The sequence below is a fragment of the Piscinibacter sp. XHJ-5 genome (assembly GCF_029855045.1).
Lineage (GTDB): Bacteria > Pseudomonadota > Gammaproteobacteria > Burkholderiales > Burkholderiaceae_C > Albitalea.
Genome location: NZ_CP123228.1, coordinates 671,020 through 690,504, shown reverse-complemented (window position 1 = coordinate 690,504; position 19,485 = coordinate 671,020). Strand labels below are relative to the sequence as shown.

15 protein-coding genes are annotated in these 19,485 nt (G+C 68.7%); 10 read left to right on the top strand and 5 right to left on the bottom strand.

The window, feature by feature from the left end:
* The first annotated feature begins 130 nt into the window (after positions 1-130).
* The 3 genes from P7V53_RS03255 (at position 131) to P7V53_RS03245 (ending at position 3,029) form a co-directional block, all read left to right on the top strand.
* Complete coding sequence (locus P7V53_RS03255) at positions 131-1,408, top strand: LysM domain-containing protein (RefSeq protein WP_280154042.1); 1,278 nt, start codon at positions 131-133, stop codon at positions 1,406-1,408.
* The gene (gene dprA / locus P7V53_RS03250; RefSeq protein WP_280156421.1) at positions 1,408-2,499 is read left to right on the top strand and encodes a DNA-processing protein DprA; all 1,092 of its coding nucleotides are present in this window, start codon (positions 1,408-1,410) and stop codon (positions 2,497-2,499) included. The genes P7V53_RS03255 and dprA overlap by 1 nt, the downstream gene beginning before the upstream one ends.
* 77 nt (positions 2,500-2,576) lie before the next feature.
* On the top strand, positions 2,577-3,029 hold the full coding sequence (locus P7V53_RS03245) for a DUF494 domain-containing protein (RefSeq protein ID WP_280154041.1): 453 nt from the start codon (positions 2,577-2,579) through the stop codon (positions 3,027-3,029).
* 59 nt (positions 3,030-3,088) lie between these two features.
* Here P7V53_RS03245 and P7V53_RS03240 read toward each other — a convergent pair whose 3' ends face one another.
* The 4 genes from P7V53_RS03240 to yajC all read right to left on the bottom strand — a co-directional run bounded on the left by P7V53_RS03240 (position 3,089) and on the right by yajC (position 8,794).
* Positions 3,089-5,398, bottom strand: coding sequence for a DUF1631 family protein (locus P7V53_RS03240; RefSeq protein WP_280154040.1), 2,310 nt, complete (start codon positions 5,396-5,398; stop codon positions 3,089-3,091).
* 42 nt (positions 5,399-5,440) lie between these two features.
* Positions 5,441-6,475, bottom strand: a complete 1,035-nt coding sequence (gene secF, locus P7V53_RS03235) for a protein translocase subunit SecF (RefSeq protein ID WP_280154039.1) — start codon at positions 6,473-6,475, stop codon at positions 5,441-5,443.
* A gap of 36 nt (positions 6,476-6,511) precedes the next feature.
* Positions 6,512-8,392 (bottom strand): protein translocase subunit SecD, encoded by a 1,881-nt coding sequence (gene secD, locus P7V53_RS03230; RefSeq protein WP_280154038.1) that lies wholly within the window; start codon positions 8,390-8,392, stop codon positions 6,512-6,514.
* Between the two features lie 66 nt (positions 8,393-8,458).
* A complete protein-coding gene (gene yajC, locus P7V53_RS03225) occupies positions 8,459-8,794 on the bottom strand; it encodes a preprotein translocase subunit YajC (RefSeq protein ID WP_280154037.1) in 336 nt (111 codons plus the stop codon).
* A gap of 198 nt (positions 8,795-8,992) precedes the next feature.
* Here yajC and mdeB point away from each other — a divergent pair, with 198 nt between their 5' ends.
* Positions 8,993-11,701: an alpha-ketoglutarate dehydrogenase gene (gene mdeB, locus P7V53_RS03220; protein WP_280154036.1), complete on the top strand. Its 2,709-nt coding sequence runs from the start codon at positions 8,993-8,995 to the stop codon at positions 11,699-11,701.
* Positions 11,702-11,722: 21 nt separating this feature from the next.
* Here the strand turns inward: mdeB and P7V53_RS03215 are convergent, their stop codons facing one another.
* The gene (locus P7V53_RS03215) at positions 11,723-12,298 is read right to left on the bottom strand and encodes a hypothetical protein (RefSeq protein WP_280154035.1); all 576 of its coding nucleotides are present in this window, start codon (positions 12,296-12,298) and stop codon (positions 11,723-11,725) included.
* 404 nt (positions 12,299-12,702) lie between these two features.
* Between P7V53_RS03215 and P7V53_RS03210 the strand changes: the two genes are divergently transcribed.
* The 6 genes from P7V53_RS03210 to P7V53_RS03185 are packed head-to-tail and all read left to right on the top strand — an operon-like array spanning position 12,703 to position 19,481.
* Complete coding sequence (locus P7V53_RS03210) at positions 12,703-13,263, top strand: XrtA/PEP-CTERM system exopolysaccharide export protein (RefSeq protein ID WP_280154034.1); 561 nt, start codon at positions 12,703-12,705, stop codon at positions 13,261-13,263.
* Between the two features lie 46 nt (positions 13,264-13,309).
* Complete coding sequence (locus tag P7V53_RS03205; RefSeq protein WP_280154033.1) at positions 13,310-14,860, top strand: XrtA system polysaccharide chain length determinant; 1,551 nt, start codon at positions 13,310-13,312, stop codon at positions 14,858-14,860.
* A gap of 9 nt (positions 14,861-14,869) precedes the next feature.
* A complete protein-coding gene (locus tag P7V53_RS03200; protein ID WP_280154032.1) occupies positions 14,870-15,835 on the top strand; it encodes an XrtA-associated tyrosine autokinase in 966 nt (321 codons plus the stop codon).
* Positions 15,807-17,405, top strand: coding sequence for a TIGR03016 family PEP-CTERM system-associated outer membrane protein (locus P7V53_RS03195; protein WP_280154031.1), 1,599 nt, complete (start codon positions 15,807-15,809; stop codon positions 17,403-17,405). Before P7V53_RS03200 ends, P7V53_RS03195 begins: the two co-directional genes overlap by 29 nt.
* Positions 17,406-17,454: 49 nt before the next feature.
* A complete protein-coding gene (wecB, locus tag P7V53_RS03190) occupies positions 17,455-18,627 on the top strand; it encodes a UDP-N-acetylglucosamine 2-epimerase (non-hydrolyzing) (protein WP_280154030.1) in 1,173 nt (390 codons plus the stop codon).
* On the top strand, positions 18,624-19,481 hold the full coding sequence (locus P7V53_RS03185) for an XrtA system polysaccharide deacetylase (protein WP_280154029.1): 858 nt from the start codon (positions 18,624-18,626) through the stop codon (positions 19,479-19,481). The genes wecB and P7V53_RS03185 overlap by 4 nt, the downstream gene beginning before the upstream one ends.
* Positions 19,482-19,485: the final 4 nt, after the last annotated feature.

Genomic DNA, 19,485 nt, shown 5'->3' with positions numbered 1-19,485 from the left:
TGCCTCAGGCACGCCGGAACATGTGGACACCACGCAACGCGACAGCGCGTGACAGGTCTCACACGCCAGTCGTCCCTGGGTCACTTTCGTTGCGATATCAAGGGTTTACAGGCAGAATCTACGAAACTGAATGAGGAATTTTCGCCGAAGAGCGGCCTGGTCAGGCGCCGCCGGTGGAACAACCCCACGGCAACCTATCCCGCGAGAGGCCGCTCCACCTGTCGCGTCCGGAGACCCCAACTTGATGACGCGTCGCAACCGTTTTGCCAACCCCGTTCGCCTGGCTGCTGTCGGCATCACCTTCGGAGCAATCGCCGGCGCGACCCTCGCGGCAGAACCCAATTTTCCCATCACCCCGCAGCAAAGAGGCACCGCACAGCAGGTTGCCTCTGCCGGCGTGCCGTTGTCGGAACTGGCGCCCAACGCGCCCGATTCGTACACCGTCAAGCGCGGCGACACGCTGTGGGCGATCTCGGGGTTGTTCCTGAAGAGCCCGTGGCGCTGGCCCGAGCTGTGGGGGATGAACCTCGACGAAATCCGCAACCCGCACCTGATCTTCCCCGGCCAGATCCTGTTCCTCGAGAAAGCCGGCGGGCGGGCCCGCCTGCGCGTCGGCCAGCCTGTCGACGGCAACACGGTCAAGCTGTCGCCGCGCGCACGCGGCACCGCGCTCGACGCGGACGGCATCCCCTCGATCCCGTTTCACCTGATCGAGCCGTTCCTGACCGAGGCCGTGATCTTCGAGACCAATGAGCTCGCGCTGGCACCTCGCATCGTCGCGACCCAGGAAGGCCGCGTGCTGCTGTCGCGCGGCGATACCGCGTACGTGAGAGGCGAGCTGGGCAACAGCACCGCGTTTCGCATCTTCCGCGAGCCGAAGGCGCTGAAGGATCCGCAAACCGGCGAAATCCTGGGGTACGAAGCGGCCTATGTCGGTGCCACCGAATCCGTTCGTCCGGGCGAGACCCGCACCGGGAGCGACGGCAAGCCCGAGATCATCCCCGCGACCTTCACCGTCACCAGCATCCGCCAGGAAGCGAACGTCGGGGATCGGCTCGCGCCCTTGCCGCCGCGCGAGTTCACCAACTACGCACCGCATGCGCCGGCGTCGGCGATGGCCGGACAGATCGTGTCGCTGTACGGAGACGCGATGACTGCTGGCCAGAACCAGATCGTGGCGTTGAACCGCGGCGCCCGCGACGGCATGGAACGCGGCCACGTGCTGGCGCTCTGGCGCTCCGGCGAGAGGGTCATCGACAAGACCGACGCGTCGCGCCCGACGATCAAGCTGCCCGACGAGCGGCATGGCCTGCTATTCGTCTTCCGGGTGTTCGACCGCATGTCGTACGCGCTGATCCTGTCCGTCAAGGACCCGGTCAAGCCGGGTGACCGCTTCACGCAGCCTTGATCGCACGCGACGAGCTCGTCGCATGGCTGCGGCTGCTCGAAGCGCCGCGAGTCGGACGCGACTCCGCCCGCAAGCTGCTCGCGGCTTTCGGCTCGCCGCACGCCGTCATCGCCGCCTCTGAGGCTGCCCGACGCCATGTCGTCGGATCCGGCGCCGCTGCGTCCCTGGCGCAGGTCCCCGGGTTGGAAGCTCTGGTCGACGGCACATGGGAGTGGCTCGCAGGTGACTCGCAGCGGCACGTCATCACGCTGGGCGACCCTGCCTATCCGGCCCTGCTGCTGGAGACGGCCGACCCGCCCCTGCTGCTGTACGCACAGGGCCGCACCGAGCTGCTTCACGCGCCGGCGATTGCCATCGTTGGCAGCCGCAATCCGACCCCGCAGGGCGCCTCGAACGCGAAGGCCTTCGCGAGCACGTTGAGCCGTGCAGGTCTGACGGTCGTGTCCGGGCTCGCGCTGGGTGTGGACGCGGCAGCGCACGAGGGCGCGCTTCTCGAATCCGCGGCCACGATAGCCGTCGTGGGAACAGGACTCGACCGGGTGTACCCCCGGCAGCATCGCGAGCTGGCCCATCGCATCGCTCACCAGGGCCTGATCGTGAGCGAGTACCCGCTCGGCACGCCGCCGCTGCAGCACAACTTTCCCTTGCGCAACCGCATCATCGCCGGCCTGTCACGCGGCACGCTGGTGGTCGAAGCCGCGCTCGGATCCGGCTCGCTGATCACGGCACGGCTGGCCGTCGAAGCGGGTCGCGAGGTCTTCGCCGTCCCGGGCTCGATTCATGCTCCTCAAGCGCGCGGCTGCCATGCGCTCATTCGCCAGGGCGCCAAGCTGGTGGAGACCGCCCAGGACATCCTGGAAGAGCTCGGCTGCGGCACGCCTGCGGCCGCCGGCGGCACATCCGGTGCCGCCGACCGCCTGGCGGATCCGCTGCTCGAGGCACTGGGCCACGATCCCGTGACCCTGGACGCGCTGGTCGCGCGCACCGGATGGCCGGCACAGGACCTGAACGCCCGGCTCCTCGAACTGGAGCTCGAAGGCCACGTCGCGCGACTGCCGGGGCAGCTGTTTCAGCGGGTCGCGACAGGCTGACCGTCATCACGCAATGCGCCGCTGCAAGCGATGTCTTTTGAGGTGGTCGGCCGACGTGTCTGGGGTATAGTGGGTTCATGTTCGACGTACTTGTTTACCTGTACGAAAACTACTGGCGTCCCGACGCCTGTCCCGACCACGCGCAGCTGACCCGAAAACTGTCCGCAGTCGGCTTCGAGTCGGAAGAAATCCAGGAAGCCCTGTCCTGGCTCGACGGGCTGGCCGGCGCGGCAGAGTCCTACGTCGGGGAGCAAGCGGCCAGCAGCCTGCGGGTTTATTCAAAGGCGGAACAGGAGCACCTCGGCGAAGCGTCGATCGGCTTCATCAGCTTCCTCGAATCTGCCGGCGTGCTGCCACCGCCGATGCGCGAAATGGTGATCGACCGCGCGAACGCCATTTCCGGCGGTCCGCTGGATCTCGAAGACCTGAAGATCATCGTCCTGATGGTGTTCTGGAGCCTGGGCGAGGAGCCCGATGCGCTCATCCTGGATGAACTGTTCGTCGACGAGGAAGACCGGCTGATCCACTGATCGGCAGGCACCCCATGAAAAAGCCGCCCTCGGGCGGCTTTTGCTTTTGCGCCGGTGAATCAGTTCAGCAGCCGCCCCGGATCGACGTCCAGCTTGGCCAGCGCACTGCGGGTCGCGCGCACCGTCAGCGACTCGTCCTGGGCCGGCACCAGCAGACCGGCCTGCAAGAAAGCCGCGAGGCGGTTCTGCTGGAACAGGATGCCTCGGCCTTGCGGCGACACGAACAGCGTCAGCTGCTTGCGCAGTCCCTGCCACGCCAGCTGCACGGCTTCGTTGCGACCGCGGAAATCGAGCATGAACCAGCTTCCGACCTGGAGCTCGCGCGCCCAAGACAGCATGGCCGGGGTCGGCATCGAGCCGCCCTCCCCGACGACCTCGAGCTCGGAGCTCTCGTGGCCGGACAGGTCGAGCACCAGCGATTCGTCGATCTCGACGTCTTCGGCGTCCGGCAGCAGCTCCTCGAGCGTTTCGAGCCGGGCCATCAGGTCTTCCAGCCGGTCGTGCGGAATCGCGGCAGCCTTCGCGGTGAAGGCCGCGGCCAGCGAATTGTTGAGCTTCTGGATGTGCTCATCCTGCTTGTGCGCCGGTACGCCGGCATTCTGCATGCCGTCGCGAAGGGTCTTCAGCAGGGGCGGCAGGCGGCGGATGACTTCGGCGCGCTCCTCGCGCGACACCTTTGCGCTGGCCGACCAGATCAGATCGGCGGCCGCCCGCTTCATGGTCTTGGTTTCCTCACTCTGGGGCTCCGATTTCACCGCGGTCATCGCCAGCACGTCGGCCCAGACGTGGAAGAGGAATTCGCGCACTCCCTCTTGCACCGGTACTTCGTTCAGCATCTTGCGCAGCTCGATCGTGTACTGGATGGCCAGCGTCTCGCGCTGCTCCACCTGCTGCGCCAGCGACACGCCCTTGCGCGACGCCTCGTTCTCGTTCTTGAAGTAGTGCTCGAGAAACTTCTCGAACTCGGTGAGCACGGTCTGGAAGACGCGGCGGCCGGTATCGGGGTAGGCCTCGACGACCTGCACCACGCGCTTGATCTCCTTTTCGACCACGTCGCCCGCGTGGCGCATCGTCGCATCGAAGCCCATCACGCAAGCACCCATGCGGTCGATGAGGCGGCGCGCCGGGTGATCCGTCGTGGCGAAGAAGTCGGGTTCGCTGATCGCCACCCGCAGCACCGGCATCTGCAGCCGGGCGAACCAGACCCGCACCGTGGCCGGGATGCGCTCCTCGGTCAGGATGCTCTGGAACAGGAGGGCGACGATCTCGATGGTCGCCCTCTCCACCGGGGTGGCGGCGGCCTGCTTGAGCTGCTGCTTGCGTTGATGCAGCTCCTCCAGCAGCATCGGCGTGCTGACCTGCGCCCCAGCCAGCCGGCCCGGTACGGTGGCGCTGGCCAACCGCTTGGCGATGCCTTGCTGCGCATCGGTGATGGCGGTGCGCAAAGCTTGCGATGGCGGACGCGACTGCTGCGTGCTGGCGAATTCGGGCAGTTGCCGGCCGATGAGCTTGTTGAGTCGCCCCAGCACTGCTTCGGCGTGATCGCCACCGCGCGCCAGACCGGCGGCCCGGGTCATGAGGCGGGTTTCCTCATGCACACCGGTGCGGCCCGGCTCCGTCGACGGGGACGTCGGGCCCGAGTGCACGAAGGCTGCTGTCGTGGCGCCCGCCGACGCCGACCAGGCGGCGTTGCGGGAGCGGCGGATGAAGGGCCGGAGGTCGACTTCGGGCAGCACCCGCTGCTCGATCAGCCAGCGGTTGATCTCGTGATACGCCTCTTCGGCGAAGTGCGCGAATTCGTCGTGCAGCACCGTCTGGAGCGTGCGCCAGGCATCGTTGCCGAGACCCGCGGCGCGCCAGGCATTGGCCACGATGCGCGCGAGCACGTGCGGACGCAGGATATCGTTGGTCTCGAGCTCGTCCCGGCCTTCCAGCATCGTCATGCGCGAGCGCATGTCGGTGAACTCCCACGATGCGCGGTCCATCATGGCGAGCGCCAGGCGCGAGCTCAGGATCTCGCTCTCGATGGTCTCGTTGTCGACCAGACTCAGTCCGCCAGTGGAGCTCGCGCCGAGGCGGCTGCCTGCGGGTGGAAGGTCGGCCGGCTTGACCGCCGACGTGCCGCCGCTTTGCAGGACGCCGCGCAGCGCCCCCACTGCCGCATGCAGCCAGAGCCCCTGGAACTTCTGCAGATCGTCGACGGTGTCGCGCCGGCGCATGTTGGTCGCCGGATCGGACACCTGGCTGAGCAGGATGCGCGCGCCCTGATCGACCGCCTGCACGACGCTCGGAAGCCCGTTCAGCAATCCCTCGACGTAGCTTCGCCGCGCCTGTGCGGCCAGTGCCATCGAGTTGGCGGTGGTCGCCATGGGTCTGGAGTAAGTGCTCGCGGGGATGAGGTGGTTTGAACTCTACACCACCGCCCCGGCGTTCGGATCGTCCGGATCGATTTCCTTCCCGCCCGCCTTGACGAGGTCCTCGCGCTTGACGCCTAGCCACATGGCGATGGCGGCGGCCACGAACACCGACGAATAGATGCCGAACAGAATGCCGATCGTCAGCGCGACGGCGAAATGGTGCAGCGTGGGCCCCCCGAACAGCAGCATCGACAGCACCATCATCTGCGTGCAGCCGTGGGTGATGATCGTGCGGCTCATCGTGCTGGTGATCGCGTGGTCGATCACCTCATGGGTGTTCATCTTCCGGTAGCGGCGGAAGGCCTCGCGGATCCGGTCGAAGATGACGACCGACTCGTTGACCGAGTACCCCAGCACCGCCAGCACCGCCGCCAGCACGGACAGCGAGAACTCCCACTGGAAGAAGGCGAAGAAGCCCAGGATGATGATGACGTCGTGCAGGTTGGCGATGATCGCCGCCACCGAGAACTTCCACTCGAAGCGAAACGCCAGGTAGATCATGATGCCGGCCACGACGAAGGCAAGCGCCTTGGCGCCGTCTTCGGCAAGCTCCTTGCCCACCTGCGGGCCCACGAACTCGCTGCGCTGCAGCTTCACCGGCTCCGCGCCGTCGGCGGTAGCGCAGACGCGGCGGCTCACGGACTCGCCCTTCTCGGTGGTGACCTGCCGCGTCGCCACGGTCCCGCGCTCTGCCGTGCAGAGCTCGCCGAACACGCGCGCCACCACGACGTCCTGGGTGACGTCGCCGCGCACGGGCACCCGGATGAGGACATCGCGCGGGCTGCCGAAGTTCTGCACCTGCACGTCGCCGAATTTCAGCGCCTCGACGGTGGCGCGCACCTTGCCGATGTCGACCGCCTGCGGATAGTTCATCTCGACCAGCGTGCCGCCGGTGAACTCCACCGAGAAGTGCAGCCCGCGCGTGGCGAGGAAGAACACCGCCGCGAGGAAGGTCACGAGCGAGATGATGTTGAACACCAGCGCGTGCCGCATGAACGGGATGTCGCGCCTGATCCGGAAGAATTCCATCTGCGTCTTTCGATCGGTAAGCGGTCGCCGCCGGGCTCAGCTCTTGGCCGGCACGTCGGCCTGGGGGCGCCACACCTGGCCGATGGACACGCCCTTGAGCTTCTTCTGGCGCCCGTACCAGAGGTTCACCAGGCCCCGCGAGAACAGCACCGCCGAGAACATCGACGTGAGGATGCCCAGGCAGTGCACGATCGCGAAGCCGCGGATCGGACCGGATCCGAAGGCCAGCAGCGCCAGGCCGGCGATCAGCGTGGTGACGTTGGAGTCGAGGATGGTCGCGAAGGCGCGCTCGTAGCCGGCGTGGATCGCCGCCTGCGGCGACGCGCCGCCACGCAGTTCCTCCCGGATGCGCTCGTTGATCAGCACGTTGGCGTCGATGGCCATGCCGAGCACCAGCGCGATGGCCGCGATGCCGGGCAAGGTGAGGGTCGCCTGCAGCATGGACAGCACGGCCACCAGCAGGAGCAGGTTCAGCGCCAGCGCGAGCGTCGAGAACACGCCGAACAGCAGGTAGTACGCGCACATGAATGCCGCGATGGCGATGAAGCCGTACAGCACGCTGTCGTAGCCCTTCTTGATGTTGTCGGCGCCCAGGCTCGGACCGATGGTGCGCTCCTCGATGATTTCCATCGGCGCGGCCAGCGAACCGGCGCGCAGCAGCAGCGCGGTGTCGTTGGCTTCGGTGGTCGTCATGCGCCCGGAAATCTGCACCCGGCCGCCGCCGATCTCGGAGCGGATCACCGGCGCGGTGACGACCTCGCCCTTGCCCTTCTCGAACAGCAGGATGGCCATCCGCTTGCCCACGTTCTCGCGCGTCACGTCCCGGAAGATGCGGGCGCCCTTCGCGTCCAGCGTCAGGTGCACCGCGGGCTCCTGCGTCTGGTTGTCGAATCCTGCCTGCGCGTCGGTGAGGTTCTCGCCGGTCAGGATGACCTGACGCTTGACCACCAGCGGCGCGCCGCCTCGCTCGACGTAGCGCTCCGTGCCGAACGGCACCGGTCCGGTGCCGGCGGCCGCCGCGGCGGCTTCGGTGCTGTCGTCGACCAGGCGCACCTCGAGCGTCGCGGTGCGCCCGATGATGTCCTTGGCCTTGGCCGTGTCCTGCACCCCGGGCAGCTGGACGACGACCCGGTCGAGCCCCTGCTGCTGGATCACCGGCTCGGCCACGCCGAGCTCGTTGACGCGGTTGTGCAGGGTGGTGATGTTCTGCTTGACGGCCGTCTCCTGCACGCGACGCGCCGCCTCGGGCTTGAGCACGCCGCCGAGCTTGAAGTCGCTGCCGTCTGCCGCGGCGGCGCTCCACTGGAGGTCGGGAAGCTGGTCGGCGAGCAGGTTCTGGGCGGCTGTCAGCGTCTCGCGGTCGCGAAACCGGATCTCGACGTTGTTGCCGTCGCGCGTGATGCCGGCGTGGCGCAGGTTCTTGTCGCGCAGCAGCGTGCGGATGTCGCCTGTGAGCGCCTCGGCCTTCTTGGTCAGCGCGGCCTTCATGTCGACCTGCATCAGGAAGTGCACGCCGCCGCGCAGGTCCAGTCCGAGATACATCGGCAGCGCATGCAGCGAGGTGAGCCAGCGCGGCGACTGGGACAGCAGATTCAACGCCACGATGTAGCTCGGGTCGTTGGGATCGGGATTGAGCGCCTTGTTCAGCGCGTCCTTCGCCCTGCCCTGCGTCTCGACATCGGCGAAGCGCGCCTTCACCGAATTGCCGTCGAACTGCACGAGGTCGGGCTGCAGTGCGCCCTGCGCGAGGATCTGCTGCACGCGTGCGGCCATGCCGCTGTCGAGCTTGAGCGTCGCCTTGCCGCTGCTCACCTGGACGGCGGGCGCCTCCCCGAAGAAATTGGGCAGCGTGTAGATCAGGCCGATCAGCAGTGCGACCGCGAGGATCGCGTATTTCCAGAAGGGGTAGCGGTTCATGACGCCTTTCCTGCGCAGCGGGCCGCCGCGCGATGCGCTGGCGACCGTCCGCCCAACGCTCGTCGGTTACTTGATGGTGCCCTTGGGAAGCACCTGGATCACGGAGGCGCGCTGCACCTGAAGCTCGACGCCTGGGGCGACCTCGACGTGGAGATAGCTCTCGCCCATCTTCGAGACCTTCCCGAGGACACCCCCGGCAATGACGACTTCGTCGCCTTTGGCCAGCGCGTCGATCATCGCCTTGTGCTCCTTCTGCCGCTTCATCTGAGGGCGGATCATCACGAAGTAAAGGACGACGAACATCAACAGGATCGGCAGCATGCCCCCGATGCTGCCGAACGGCGAATCAGCGGCGCCCGCGGCGGCCGGCGCGGTCTGGGCGAAGGCTTCGGAAATGAACACTTGGGACGTCCTCTTTGACGCCGGGGCCCAACGCCACCGGCAAAACTTTGGGATTGTACGGCGCGGTCCCTGCCTGCCTGGCGTGCGCAGGATCCGCAAACGTTGCGTGCTCAGGCAGGTGCCGATGACGGCTCCGCTGCCCGCATGACGCTGCCGGTCTACAGTCGGCGTTGACGCAGTATCCAAGGAGAGCCCGACATGGCCGGACGCGAACCCGTCACCTTGCTCGACCAGCTCGTCGCCGCCGCGCGCGACAGCGACCCGGGGGAAACCCAGGAGTGGCTCGACGCACTCCAGGCCGCGGTGCGCGAAGGCGGCGCCGCCCGCGGCCTGTTCCTGCTGGAGCGGCTCGAGGAGCAGGCGCAGGGGCTGGGCATCGTGCCGCACGTGCAGCCGTACTCGGCCTATCGCAACACGATCCCGGTCGAGCAGCAGGGCCCGTATCCGGGCGACCTGAACGTCGAGGAGCGACTCACGGCCATCATGCGGTGGAACGCGCTGGCGATGGTGGTGCGGGCCAACCTGGCCTATGGCGAGCTGGGGGGCCACATCGCCAGCTACGCTTCCGCCGCGGAGATCTTCGAAGTCGGCTTCAACCACTTCTTCCGCGGCGACGCGTCGTCCGACGAGGCGCCGCGCAATGCCGATCTCGTCTTCTTCCAGCCGCATTCGGCGCCCGGCGTGTATTCACGCGCCTTCCTGGAGGGCCGGCTCGACGAGCAGCAGCTCGCGCACTACCGCCAGGAGCTCAGCGGGCCCGGGCTCAGCTCGTATCCGCACCCCTGGCTGATGCCCGACTTCTGGCAGTTTCCCACCGGCTCGATGGGGCTGGGGCCGCTCAACGCCGTGTACCAGGCGCGCTTCATGCGATACATGGAGCATCGCGGACTGCTGAAGACCGCGCACCGGCACGTGTGGGGCGTGTTCGGTGACGGCGAGATGGACGAGCCGGAATCGATCGCCGGCCTCACGCTGGCCGCCCGGGAGCAGCTGGACAACCTCACCTTCGTCATCAACTGCAACCTGCAGCGCCTCGATGGCCCGGTGCGCGGAAATGGGCAGATCGTGCAGGAGCTCGAGTCGCTGTTCACCGGCGCCGGCTGGAACGTCATCAAGGTGCTCTGGGGCTCCGACTGGGACGCGCTTTTCGCGCGCGATCGCAGCCACGTGCTGCTGCGCCGGCTCGCCGCCACGGTCGACGGCCAGTACCAGACGCTCGGCGCCAAGGATGGCGCCTACAACATCGAGCACTTCTTCCGCCAGGACCCGCAGGTGCAGCGCCTGGTCACGCACATGAGCGAGAGCGAGGTCGATGCGCTCAAGCGCGGCGGCCACGACTTCCGCAAGCTGCACGCGGCCTTCGCCGCCGCCCGTGCGCACCAGGGCCGCCCCACCGTCATCCTGGCGAAGACGAAGAAGGGCTATGGCATGGGCGGCGCGGGCGAGTCGCGCATGACGTCGCATCAGGCCAAGAAGCTCGACGTCGACGCGCTGAAGGCGTTCCGCAACCGCTTCTCGCTGCCGCTGTCGGACGACGATCTGGCGCAGCTTCGCTTCTACAAGCCCGAGCCCGACAGCCTGGAGATGCGCTACCTGCAGGAACGCCGCGCCGCCCTCGGCGGGCCGCTGCCTGCGCGCCGCGGCGACGCACCGGCGCTGCCGGTGCCGCCTCTCGCGACGTGGGGCGGCTTCGCGCTCCAGGCCGAAGGCAAGGAGATGTCGACCACGATGGCCGCGGTGCGCATGCTGAGCGCGCTGCTGAAGGACGCCACGCTCGGGCCGCGCATCGTCCCCATCGTGGCCGACGAGGCACGCACCTTCGGCATGGCGAGCCTGTTCCGCCAGATCGGCATCTATTCGCCGCACGGCCAGCTCTACGAGCCGGAGGATGCCGGCTCCATGCTGTCATACCGCGAAGCGCGCGACGGCCAACTGCTCGAGGAAGGCATCACCGAGGCCGGCGCCACCGCCTCGTGGATCGCCGCCGGCACGTCGTACAGCGTCCACGGCCTGCCGATGCTGCCCATCTATATCTACTACTCGATGTTCGGCTTCCAGCGCGTGGGCGACCTGCTGTGGGCCGCGGCCGACCAGCGGGTTCGCGGCATCCTGTTCGGCGCCACCGCCGGACGAACGACGCTCGGCGGCGAGGGCCTGCAGCACCAGGACGGGCAAAGCCTCGTGATGGCGACCGCGCTGCCGAACTGCCGCTCGTGGGACCCCTGCTTCGCGGCCGAGGTGGCGGTGATCCTGGACCACGCGATGCGCCGCATGCTGGAGGAAGGTCGGGACGAGTTCCACTACCTCACGCTGATGAACGAGAGCTACGAGCATCCCTCGCTCGCCGCCGAGCAGCACGCCGACCTGCTGCGCGGCATGTACCGCATCGCTTCCCACGATGTCGCCGCGCCGCGCGGCCGGGTGCGACTGCTCGGCAGCGGCACCATCCTGCGCGAGGTCATCGCGGCCGGCGAACTGCTCCAGGCCGACTGGGGCGTCGCCAGCGAGGTGTTCAGCGTGACCAGCTTCAGCGAGCTGGCCCGCGATGCCCGCGAGGTGGAGCGCGAAAACCGCCTGCGCTCGGGCTCGATCGACCGGGTCAGCCACGTCGAGCGCCTGCTGGCTGGCGCAGCGCCGGTGGTCGCCGCCACCGACTACGTGCGGGCGTGGCCCCAGCAGATCGCCGAGTACGTCGATGCGCGCTTCATGACCCTTGGCACCGACGGCTTCGGCCGCAGCGACACGCGCACCGCGCTGCGCCGCTTCTTCGAGGTGGACCGCCACCACGTCGTGCTGGCGGCGTTGCAGGCGCTCGTGCGCGACGGTGTCTGCGAACGGCCGGTGCTGGCCGACGCGGTGCGCCGCTACGGGCTGGCCGCCGAAGCCGTCGCGCCCTGGACCCGCTGAGGCGACGCCGGGAGAGGCGACTCAGCGGCTCGGCGCCGGCTCCGAGGCTGCGACGGGCGCCTCCGACGCCGCGGCGGCGGGCGCGGACGCTGCGCTCGCGGCGGCATCGGCCGCCTGGGCGCGCGCGGCGGCCTCGTTCAGTTCGCGCTGACGCGCGCTCACGCAGTCGTCGACCAGGCGGCGTCCAGCCTTGACGTTCATCAGCATGGACTTGCTGGCGATCTGGACCATCAGGGTGTCGCCCTTCATGTCCTCGAGCCGCACTGCGCCGGTGGACGAGAGCACCGGCTTCATCAGGTAGACGGCCTTGCCGTGGCGCACGTCGACGTACCCCTGATGCCGGGAGTTCGCCTCGACCTCGATGGCCTGGCCGAACTCGCAGACATAGCGGCCCAGGTACACGAGCTGCGCCGCCTCCAATTGCTCGGATGTGGCTTCGGGCGGCGCCGGCGGCGCCTTGCGGACGGCCTTGGCCGGCGGCTTGACGGGCTTGGCGGCCGTCGCGCCGGTCATGCCGGGCGTGGCGAACGCCAGGCCGGCGAGCGCTGCGGCTGCCGCGTGCCTGATGCGCCGGCGGAATGTGGGGTGATGGATCATGACGGGCGACTGTATCGCGACGCCCGCGCGGGAAACCCCGCATGTCTGCACCGCATGAAGGGACGGCAGATGGCGTTCCCGCCACGTCCAGCGTGCGACATCACACAGCGACGGCACCCCCCTTGTTCAGGGTCGTTACCTTGTCGTTTTTCGCGCGTATGCTTCGCGCTTGCAACGAACAGGCCAATGTGCCGGGGTGTGAGTCCGCCCTTCGGTCGCGCCCCAACGCCGCTGCACATCGTGTTCATCGAGCCCACCCGTCAAGGCAGGAACGCAAGGGTGAGATGGCGTCGTCAACATCAGTGATCTCTTCAGACGGGAGGAATTCAATGGCAGCGCATGCGATTTCCCATTCCGCCAACCGGGCTCTTCGTTTTCTCGCGGCCCTGACGGCCATGGTCGTCATGGCCGGCTGCGCCATGAACCGCTATCCGCCCGCACCCATCGAGGCGGCCACCACCGACTACAGCTACAAGATCGGTCCGCTCGACTCGGTCAACATCATCGTCTGGCGCAACCCCGAACTGTCCACCACGGTTCCGGTACGCCCCGACGGCAAGATCTCGACGGCGCTGGTCTCCGACATGCAGGCCGCGGGGCTCACGCCGCAGGAGCTCTCGACGGCGTTGCAGAGCGCGATGACCAAGTACATCCGCGACCCGGTCGTGTCGGTGGTGGTCAACACCTTCCAGGGCGCGGCGAGCGAGCAGATCCGCATCATCGGCGAAGCGACGCGCCCGCAGGCCATCCCGTACCGCCAGGGCATGACGCTGCTGGACGTGATGATCCAGGTCGGCGGCCTGACCGACTTCGCCGACGGCAACGCCGCCGTGCTGGTGCGGGGCAAGGAAGGCGGCAAGCAGTACAGCGTTCGCCTGAAGGACCTGCTCAAGCGTGGCGACATCTCCGCCAACGTCGACGTCCGCCCCGGCGACGTGCTGATCGTCCCGCAGGGTTGGTTCTGACGCCTTCGCGCGCAGGCCCGACCGTCGACAAGGAAGTGGAGTCCCCATGGATCAGCTGATCCAACAAGTTCTCGAGATCGCGCGCGCCATGTGGCGACGCCGCTGGATCGGCGTGCTCGCCGCGTGGGTCGTCGGCATCGCGGGCGCGGTCGGGCTGATGCTGATCGCGAACCGCTACGAGGCCAGTGCCCGTGTCTATGTCGACACCAAGACCGTGCTGCGCCCGCTGATGCGCGACCTCGCGGTCGAGCCCGACATCGACCAGACCGTCGGACTGCTGGCACGCACGCTCATCACGCGGCCCAATGTCGAGCTGCTGATGCGCAAGTCCAACCTCGAGACCGAGGGCATGGCGCCGATGGCGCGCGACCGCATGATCGAGTCGCTGATGCGCGAGATCAAGGTGGCCGGCGGCGGGCGCGACAACGTCTTCAACTTCAGCTATCGCGACACCAACCCGGAGCGCGCCCGCGTCGTGGTGCAGAACCTGGTGTCCTTGTTCCTCGAGTCCGACACCGGCGCGAAGCGCCGCGACGCCGAGCAGGCGCGCGGCTTCATCGACGACCAGATCAAGAACTACGAAGCCCGGCTGGCCGAGGCCGAGAACCGCCTGAAGGACTTCAAGCTGCGCAACCTCGGCGTTGCCGATTCGGGCGGCAAGGACTACTTCGCGCGCATGTCCGCGCTCACCGACGAGATGGGCAAGCTCACGGTCGAGCTGCGGGCCGCCGAGCAGTCGCGCGACGCCCTCAAGCGCGAGCTCAGCGGCGAGACCGCCTCGCTGCTGCCCGATGTCTCCTCGACCACCGTCGCGCAGGTATCGGAATACGACGCCCGCCTCGACAGCCAGCGCAAGCAGCTGGACGACCTGCTGCGCCGCTACACCGAACTGCACCCCGACGTCGTCGCGACCAAGCGGCTGATCGCCCGCCTCGAAGAGCAGCGCCAGCAGGAGCTCGAAGCGCGCCAGCGTGCCGCAGCCAGCAAGCCGCGCACCGCCCCCACCGCGGTGAATCCCGTGCTGCAGCAGGTCAAGCTCGCGCTCGCCGAGTCGGAAGCCAACGTCGCCGCGCTGCGCGTGCGCGCGTCGGACATGCAGTCCCGGCTGAGCCAGCTGCGCGCCTCGGCCAGCCGCGTGCCGCAGGTCGAGGCCGAGCTCGCGCAGCTGAACCGCGACTACGACGTGATTCGCCGCACCTACGAGACCATGGTGTCGCGCCGCGAGAAGGCGTCGCTGTCCGAGGACGTGGATGCCACGCGATCGGCCCAGTTCCGGGTGATCGACCCGCCGCGCACGGCGCCGCAGCCGGTCTTCCCGAACCGCATGGCCCTGGCTCCGCTGGTGCTCCTGGCCGCGCTGGCGGCCGGCGTGGCAGCCACCTTCGTCATGGTGCAGCTGGTGCCCACGTTCGACAACTCGCGCCTGCTGCGCAATGCGACACAGAGGCCGGTGCTCGGCAGCGTCTCGATGCTGATGAACGATGGCATGCTGCGACGCGCCCGCAAGGAGCTCTACGCCTTCGGCACGGCGCTGGGCGGGCTGATCATGATCGGCGGCATCTGGATCGTGTGGGTCTCGCTGAACGTTCGGGCTTGAGGGGCATCTGTGGGCATCATTGAACAAGCGGCACGTCGACTGGAGGAACTTCGTCGCAGCGGCATCGAGGTGCCCGATCGCGCCGTCGCCGCCGCCGGCTTGAAGCGTCCGGACGACACCGTTCAGGCGCTCGCGGCGCGCCGGCTCGAGGACGCCCGCGTCACCACGCCGGGTGCGCTGGATCGGCTGCCGCCCGCGGTGCACGAGATCCGTCCGGCCGCCCGCGCCGCCGGCGGTGCGCACTCCAAGCAGGTGCAGATCGACCTCACGCGCCTCGGCGCCATGGGCTACCTGACGCCAGAAACCCCGCGGGCGCAGATCGCCGACGAATTCCGCGTCATCAAGCGCCCGCTGCTGATGAACGTCGCCGGCCGCTCGGCCGCTCCGGTGGAGCGGGCCAACCTCATCATGGTGACCAGCTCGATGCCGGGCGAAGGCAAGACCTTCGTGACCGTCAACCTCGCCATCAGCATGGCGATGGAGATGGACAAGCACGTGCTGCTGATCGACGCCGACGTGTCCCGCCCCGCCGTGCTGCCGCGCCTGGGCGTCACGCCGGCCCGCGGCCTGCTCGACGTGCTGGCCGATCCGTCGGTCGCGCTGTCCGACGTGATGCTGCGCACCAACATCGAGCGGCTCAGCCTGCTGCCTGCCGGCGCTCCGCGCGGGCAGGCGACCGAGCTGCTGGCAAGCAACAGCATGGTTCGCCTGCTGGACGAGATGGCCAGCCGTTACGCCGACCGCATCCTGATCTTCGATGCACCGCCGCTGCTGCCCTCCACCGAGTCGCGCGTGCTGGCCAGTCACATGGGGCAGGTCATCGTGGTCGTCGAAGCCGAGCGCACGCCCCAGAAATCTGTCATGCAGGCGATGGCCACCCTGGAGTCGTGCCCGGTCGTGATGCCGCTCCTGAACAAGGCGAGCCGCTCCGAGGTCGGCTTCTACTATGGCTATTACGGCCCGGTCGACGCCTGAGGGCGGCGCGTCGGGCGCCGGCCGCGGCACGCCGCCGGCCGAGCGCCGGCTCGCGCGCCATGCGCTCGCGACGGCCGCGGCGGCCGTCGTCGGCGGGCTGGGCGCGATGCCGAGCCCGGCGATGGCGCAGAAGTGGAACCTCGAGACCGGCCTGCGCTCGCAGCTCACCTTCAGCAGCAATCCCGAGCTCGGCGTGGCCGGTGGCGGCCGCGACGACCTCCTGCTCGAGGTGCGTCCGCACATCGCCATCCGCGCCGAGGGCGCCCGCTTGCGCCTGAGCGGCACGGCGGCGCTGAACGGCGTCACCACCGCCCGCGACACGCAACCGAGCCGACTGCTGCCCGAGGCCGATCTCAACGCGCGCCTCGAGGCGATCGAGCGGTTCTTCTTCCTCGATGCCGGCGTGCGCGCCATCCAGACCAGCGAGAACCCCTTCGGTCCCCGCCCCGAGTCGGGCACCACCCGCAACACGCTGACCACCGGGGTGGTGCGCTTCTCACCGAGCATCGAGTCGGCGATCAGCGCCGAGACGCGCTACCGGCTGCGCAGCGACAACAGCTGGACCCGGCAGAGCGGCTCGACCCAGGCGGCCAGCTCCGAAGCCGAAGGCTATTTCGGCCGCCACTCGTTCCTCTTCGAGCATGACCCGCATCCGTTCGGCTGGCGGCTGGAGGCCGAGCGCAACGAGACGCGCTACCGCGACGGCGTCCAGGAGCCGCTGCGGCAGGATCTCGCCCGGGCAAGCATCGACTACGCCTTCGGCCCCGACCTCACCGCCGGCGTGCGTGTCGGCCGCGAGCGCACCAGCCTGGTCGCGGTGGACAACGAGCGCAACATCTACGGCGTGCAGGCGCGCTGGCAGCCTTCGCCGCGCACCACGCTGTCGGCCTTCGAGGAGAAGCGCTTCTTCGGCAATTCGTGGCGCCTCAGCTTCGATCACCGCATGCCGCAGGTGGCCTGGAATGTCCTGGTCTCGCGTACGCTCGACACCACGCCGCAGGCGCTGTTCGACCTGCCGGTCACCAGCAACGTGGCGGCGCTGCTCGATGCAGCCTTCACGACGCGCTTTCCCGATCCGGTCGAGCGCGCGCGCATCGTCCAGGACCTGATCACCCGCCAGGGATTGCCCGCGGGCACGCTGCGCCCGGTCAACGTCTACGCGCAACGCCTGAGCATCGTCACGCAGCGCACCGCCAGCGTGGTGCTGATCGGCATGCGCAACACCTTGTCGCTCGGCGCCTTCCAGACACGCACCGAAGACGCGCCCGAAGGGGGCTCGCTGGCGACCGGCACGCCGCTGGGCAACAACAACCAGCACGGCGCCTCGGTGTCGCTAAGTCACCGCCTGAGCCCGATCGCCAGCCTGAACGCCTCGGCCGAGTGGAGCAAGGTGCGCGCGCTGCAGGGCATCGACCGCTCCGTCCAGCGCACGGCGCGCCTGCAGCTCACCGTGCAGGCCGCGCCCAAGACCAGCGTGTTCGGCGGCGCACGCTACCGCGAGCTCGACTCCAACGTCGCCACCGAGGGACGCGAGGCCGCCGTGTTCGCAGGCCTGGACCATCTGTTTTGAAGCATTGCGCGGCCACGACGGCCCGCCAGAGCAAGGACGAAGCTTGAGCATGAACGTCGCCCTCGACGCCGGACCGCTGATCTGCGTGGTCGGTGCGCGACCCAACTACATGAAGATGGCGCCGCTGCTGCGCGCCATCCGGGCCGAGCCGCGCCTGCCGCGCGCGGTGCTGGTGCACACCGGCCAGCACTACGACTTCGCGCTGAACGATCGCCTGTTCGCCGACCTCGAGCTGCCCGCGCCCGACGTCAACCTCGAGGTCGGCTCGGGCTCGCACGCCGTGCAGACCGCCGAGGTGATGAAGCGCTTCGAGCCGGTGATGCTGCAGCACAAGCCTTCGTGCGTCATCGTCGTCGGCGACGTCAACTCCACCATGGCCTGCACGCTCGTCGCCGCCAAGCTGCACGTGCCCGTCGTGCACGTCGAGGCGGGGCTGCGCAGCTTCGACCGCGGCATGCCCGAGGAGATCAACCGGCTGGTCACCGACCAGATCGCCGACCTGCTCTACACGACCGAGCGCAGCGCGCACGACAACCTGGCCCGCGAAGGCATCGCGCCGGAGCGGGCGCACTTCGTCGGCAACCTCATGATCGATTCGCTGCACGCCGCGCTGAAGAAGGCCGTGCCACCGGAAACCACGCTGGCGCGCGAGGGCGTCGGCGCCGACTGGCTGGACGGCGCACCCGGCTTCGGCGTGCTCACGCTGCACCGGCCGTCCAACGTCGACGATCCGGCGAACCTGGCCGAGCTGCTGGACATCCTGCGACGCGTCGGCGAGCGGTTGCCGCTGGTGTGGCCGATGCATCCGCGCACCAAGGCCAACATCGACCGCCTGGACCTCGCCCCACGCCTGGCGGGCGCCCGCATCGCCTGCCTGCCGCCGCAGGGCTACCTCGAGATGGTGGGACTGCTGAGCCGTGCCCGCCTGGTCATCACCGATTCCGGCGGCGTGCAGGAGGAAACCACTTCGCTCGGCGTGCCTTGCCTGACGATGCGACCCAACACCGAGCGCCCGATCACCATCGAGCAAGGCACCAACACCCTGGTGCCGCGCGATGCGGGCGTGGTGCTCACCCTGGTCGATGACATCCTCGTCAGCGGCGGCAAGCGCGGCCGGGCACCCGAGCTGTGGGACGGGCGCGCCGCAGGCCGCATCGCGGCGCACCTGGCCGACTGGCTTGCACTGCGCATGCCGGCGCTGCGCAGCGAGGTGGCGGCATGAACGCGCCGCAGCGTCCGTTGACGCTCATGAACGCGCTGACGGTCGACGTCGAGGACTACTTCCAGGTCTCGGCGCTGGCGCCGCTGATCGATCGCTCGTCCTGGGACCAGCGCGAATGCCGCGTGGAACGCAACGTCGAGCGCCTGCTGGAGCTGTTCGCACGGCACCACGCGCGCGCCACCTTCTTCACGCTGGGCTGGGTCGCCGAGCGCTATCCACACCTGGTCAAACGCATCGTCGCGGCCGGCCACGAGCTGGCGAGCCACGGATACGGCCACCTGCGCGCCAGCGAGCAGAGCCGCGACGAGTTCATGCAGGACGTGCATCGCGCCAAGGGACTCCTCGAGGACCTGGGCGGGCGGCGTGTGCAAGGCTATCGCGCACCGAGCTTCTCGATCGGCTACAGCAATCCCTGGGCCTTCGACGTCCTGCTCGAGGCGGGGTACCGCTACAGCTCCAGCGTCTACCCGGTGCAGCACGACCACTACGGCATGCCGGACGCGCCGCGCTTTCCGTACCAGCCGCGTCCCGGCCTGACCGAGATCCCTGTGACCACGACCCGGGTGCTCGGCCGCAACCTGCCCGCCGGCGGGGGTGGCTACTTCCGCCTCGCGCCCTACGCCCTGAGCCGCTGGGCCATCCGTCGGGTCAACCGGGTCGACCTCCGTCCGGCGATCTTCTACTTCCATCCGTGGGAGATCGATCCCCAGCAGCCGCGCGTGCCGGGCACCCCGCTGAAGACGCGCTTTCGCCACTACGTCAACCTCGACAAGACCGAATCGCGACTCGCGCAGCTGCTGCGCGACTTCCACTGGGGGCGCGTCGACGAGGTCTTTGCACTGGCCCTAACGTGAACCT

What these genes read in the sequence shown, in the direction of transcription:
- P7V53_RS03255 (WP_280154042.1), top strand. Translation starts at nt 131, where the DNA reads ATGAGGAATTTTCGCCGAAGAGCGGCCTGGTCAGGCGCCGCCGGTGGA.
- wecB (WP_280154030.1), top strand. Translation starts at nt 17,455, where the DNA reads ATGAACGTCGCCCTCGACGCCGGACCGCTGATCTGCGTGGTCGGTGCG.
- P7V53_RS03195 (WP_280154031.1), top strand. Translation starts at nt 15,807, where the DNA reads ATGGCTATTACGGCCCGGTCGACGCCTGAGGGCGGCGCGTCGGGCGCC.
- P7V53_RS03245 (WP_280154041.1), top strand. Translation starts at nt 2,577, where the DNA reads ATGTTCGACGTACTTGTTTACCTGTACGAAAACTACTGGCGTCCCGAC.
- secF (WP_280154039.1), bottom strand. Translation starts at nt 6,475, where the DNA reads ATGGAATTCTTCCGGATCAGGCGCGACATCCCGTTCATGCGGCACGCG.
- P7V53_RS03210 (WP_280154034.1), top strand. Translation starts at nt 12,703, where the DNA reads ATGGCCGGCTGCGCCATGAACCGCTATCCGCCCGCACCCATCGAGGCG.
- mdeB (WP_280154036.1), top strand. Translation starts at nt 8,993, where the DNA reads ATGGCCGGACGCGAACCCGTCACCTTGCTCGACCAGCTCGTCGCCGCC.
- P7V53_RS03205 (WP_280154033.1), top strand. Translation starts at nt 13,310, where the DNA reads ATGGATCAGCTGATCCAACAAGTTCTCGAGATCGCGCGCGCCATGTGG.
- P7V53_RS03185 (WP_280154029.1), top strand. Translation starts at nt 18,624, where the DNA reads ATGAACGCGCCGCAGCGTCCGTTGACGCTCATGAACGCGCTGACGGTC.
- P7V53_RS03215 (WP_280154035.1), bottom strand. Translation starts at nt 12,298, where the DNA reads ATGATCCATCACCCCACATTCCGCCGGCGCATCAGGCACGCGGCAGCC.
- P7V53_RS03240 (WP_280154040.1), bottom strand. Translation starts at nt 5,398, where the DNA reads ATGGCGACCACCGCCAACTCGATGGCACTGGCCGCACAGGCGCGGCGA.
- secD (WP_280154038.1), bottom strand. Translation starts at nt 8,392, where the DNA reads ATGAACCGCTACCCCTTCTGGAAATACGCGATCCTCGCGGTCGCACTG.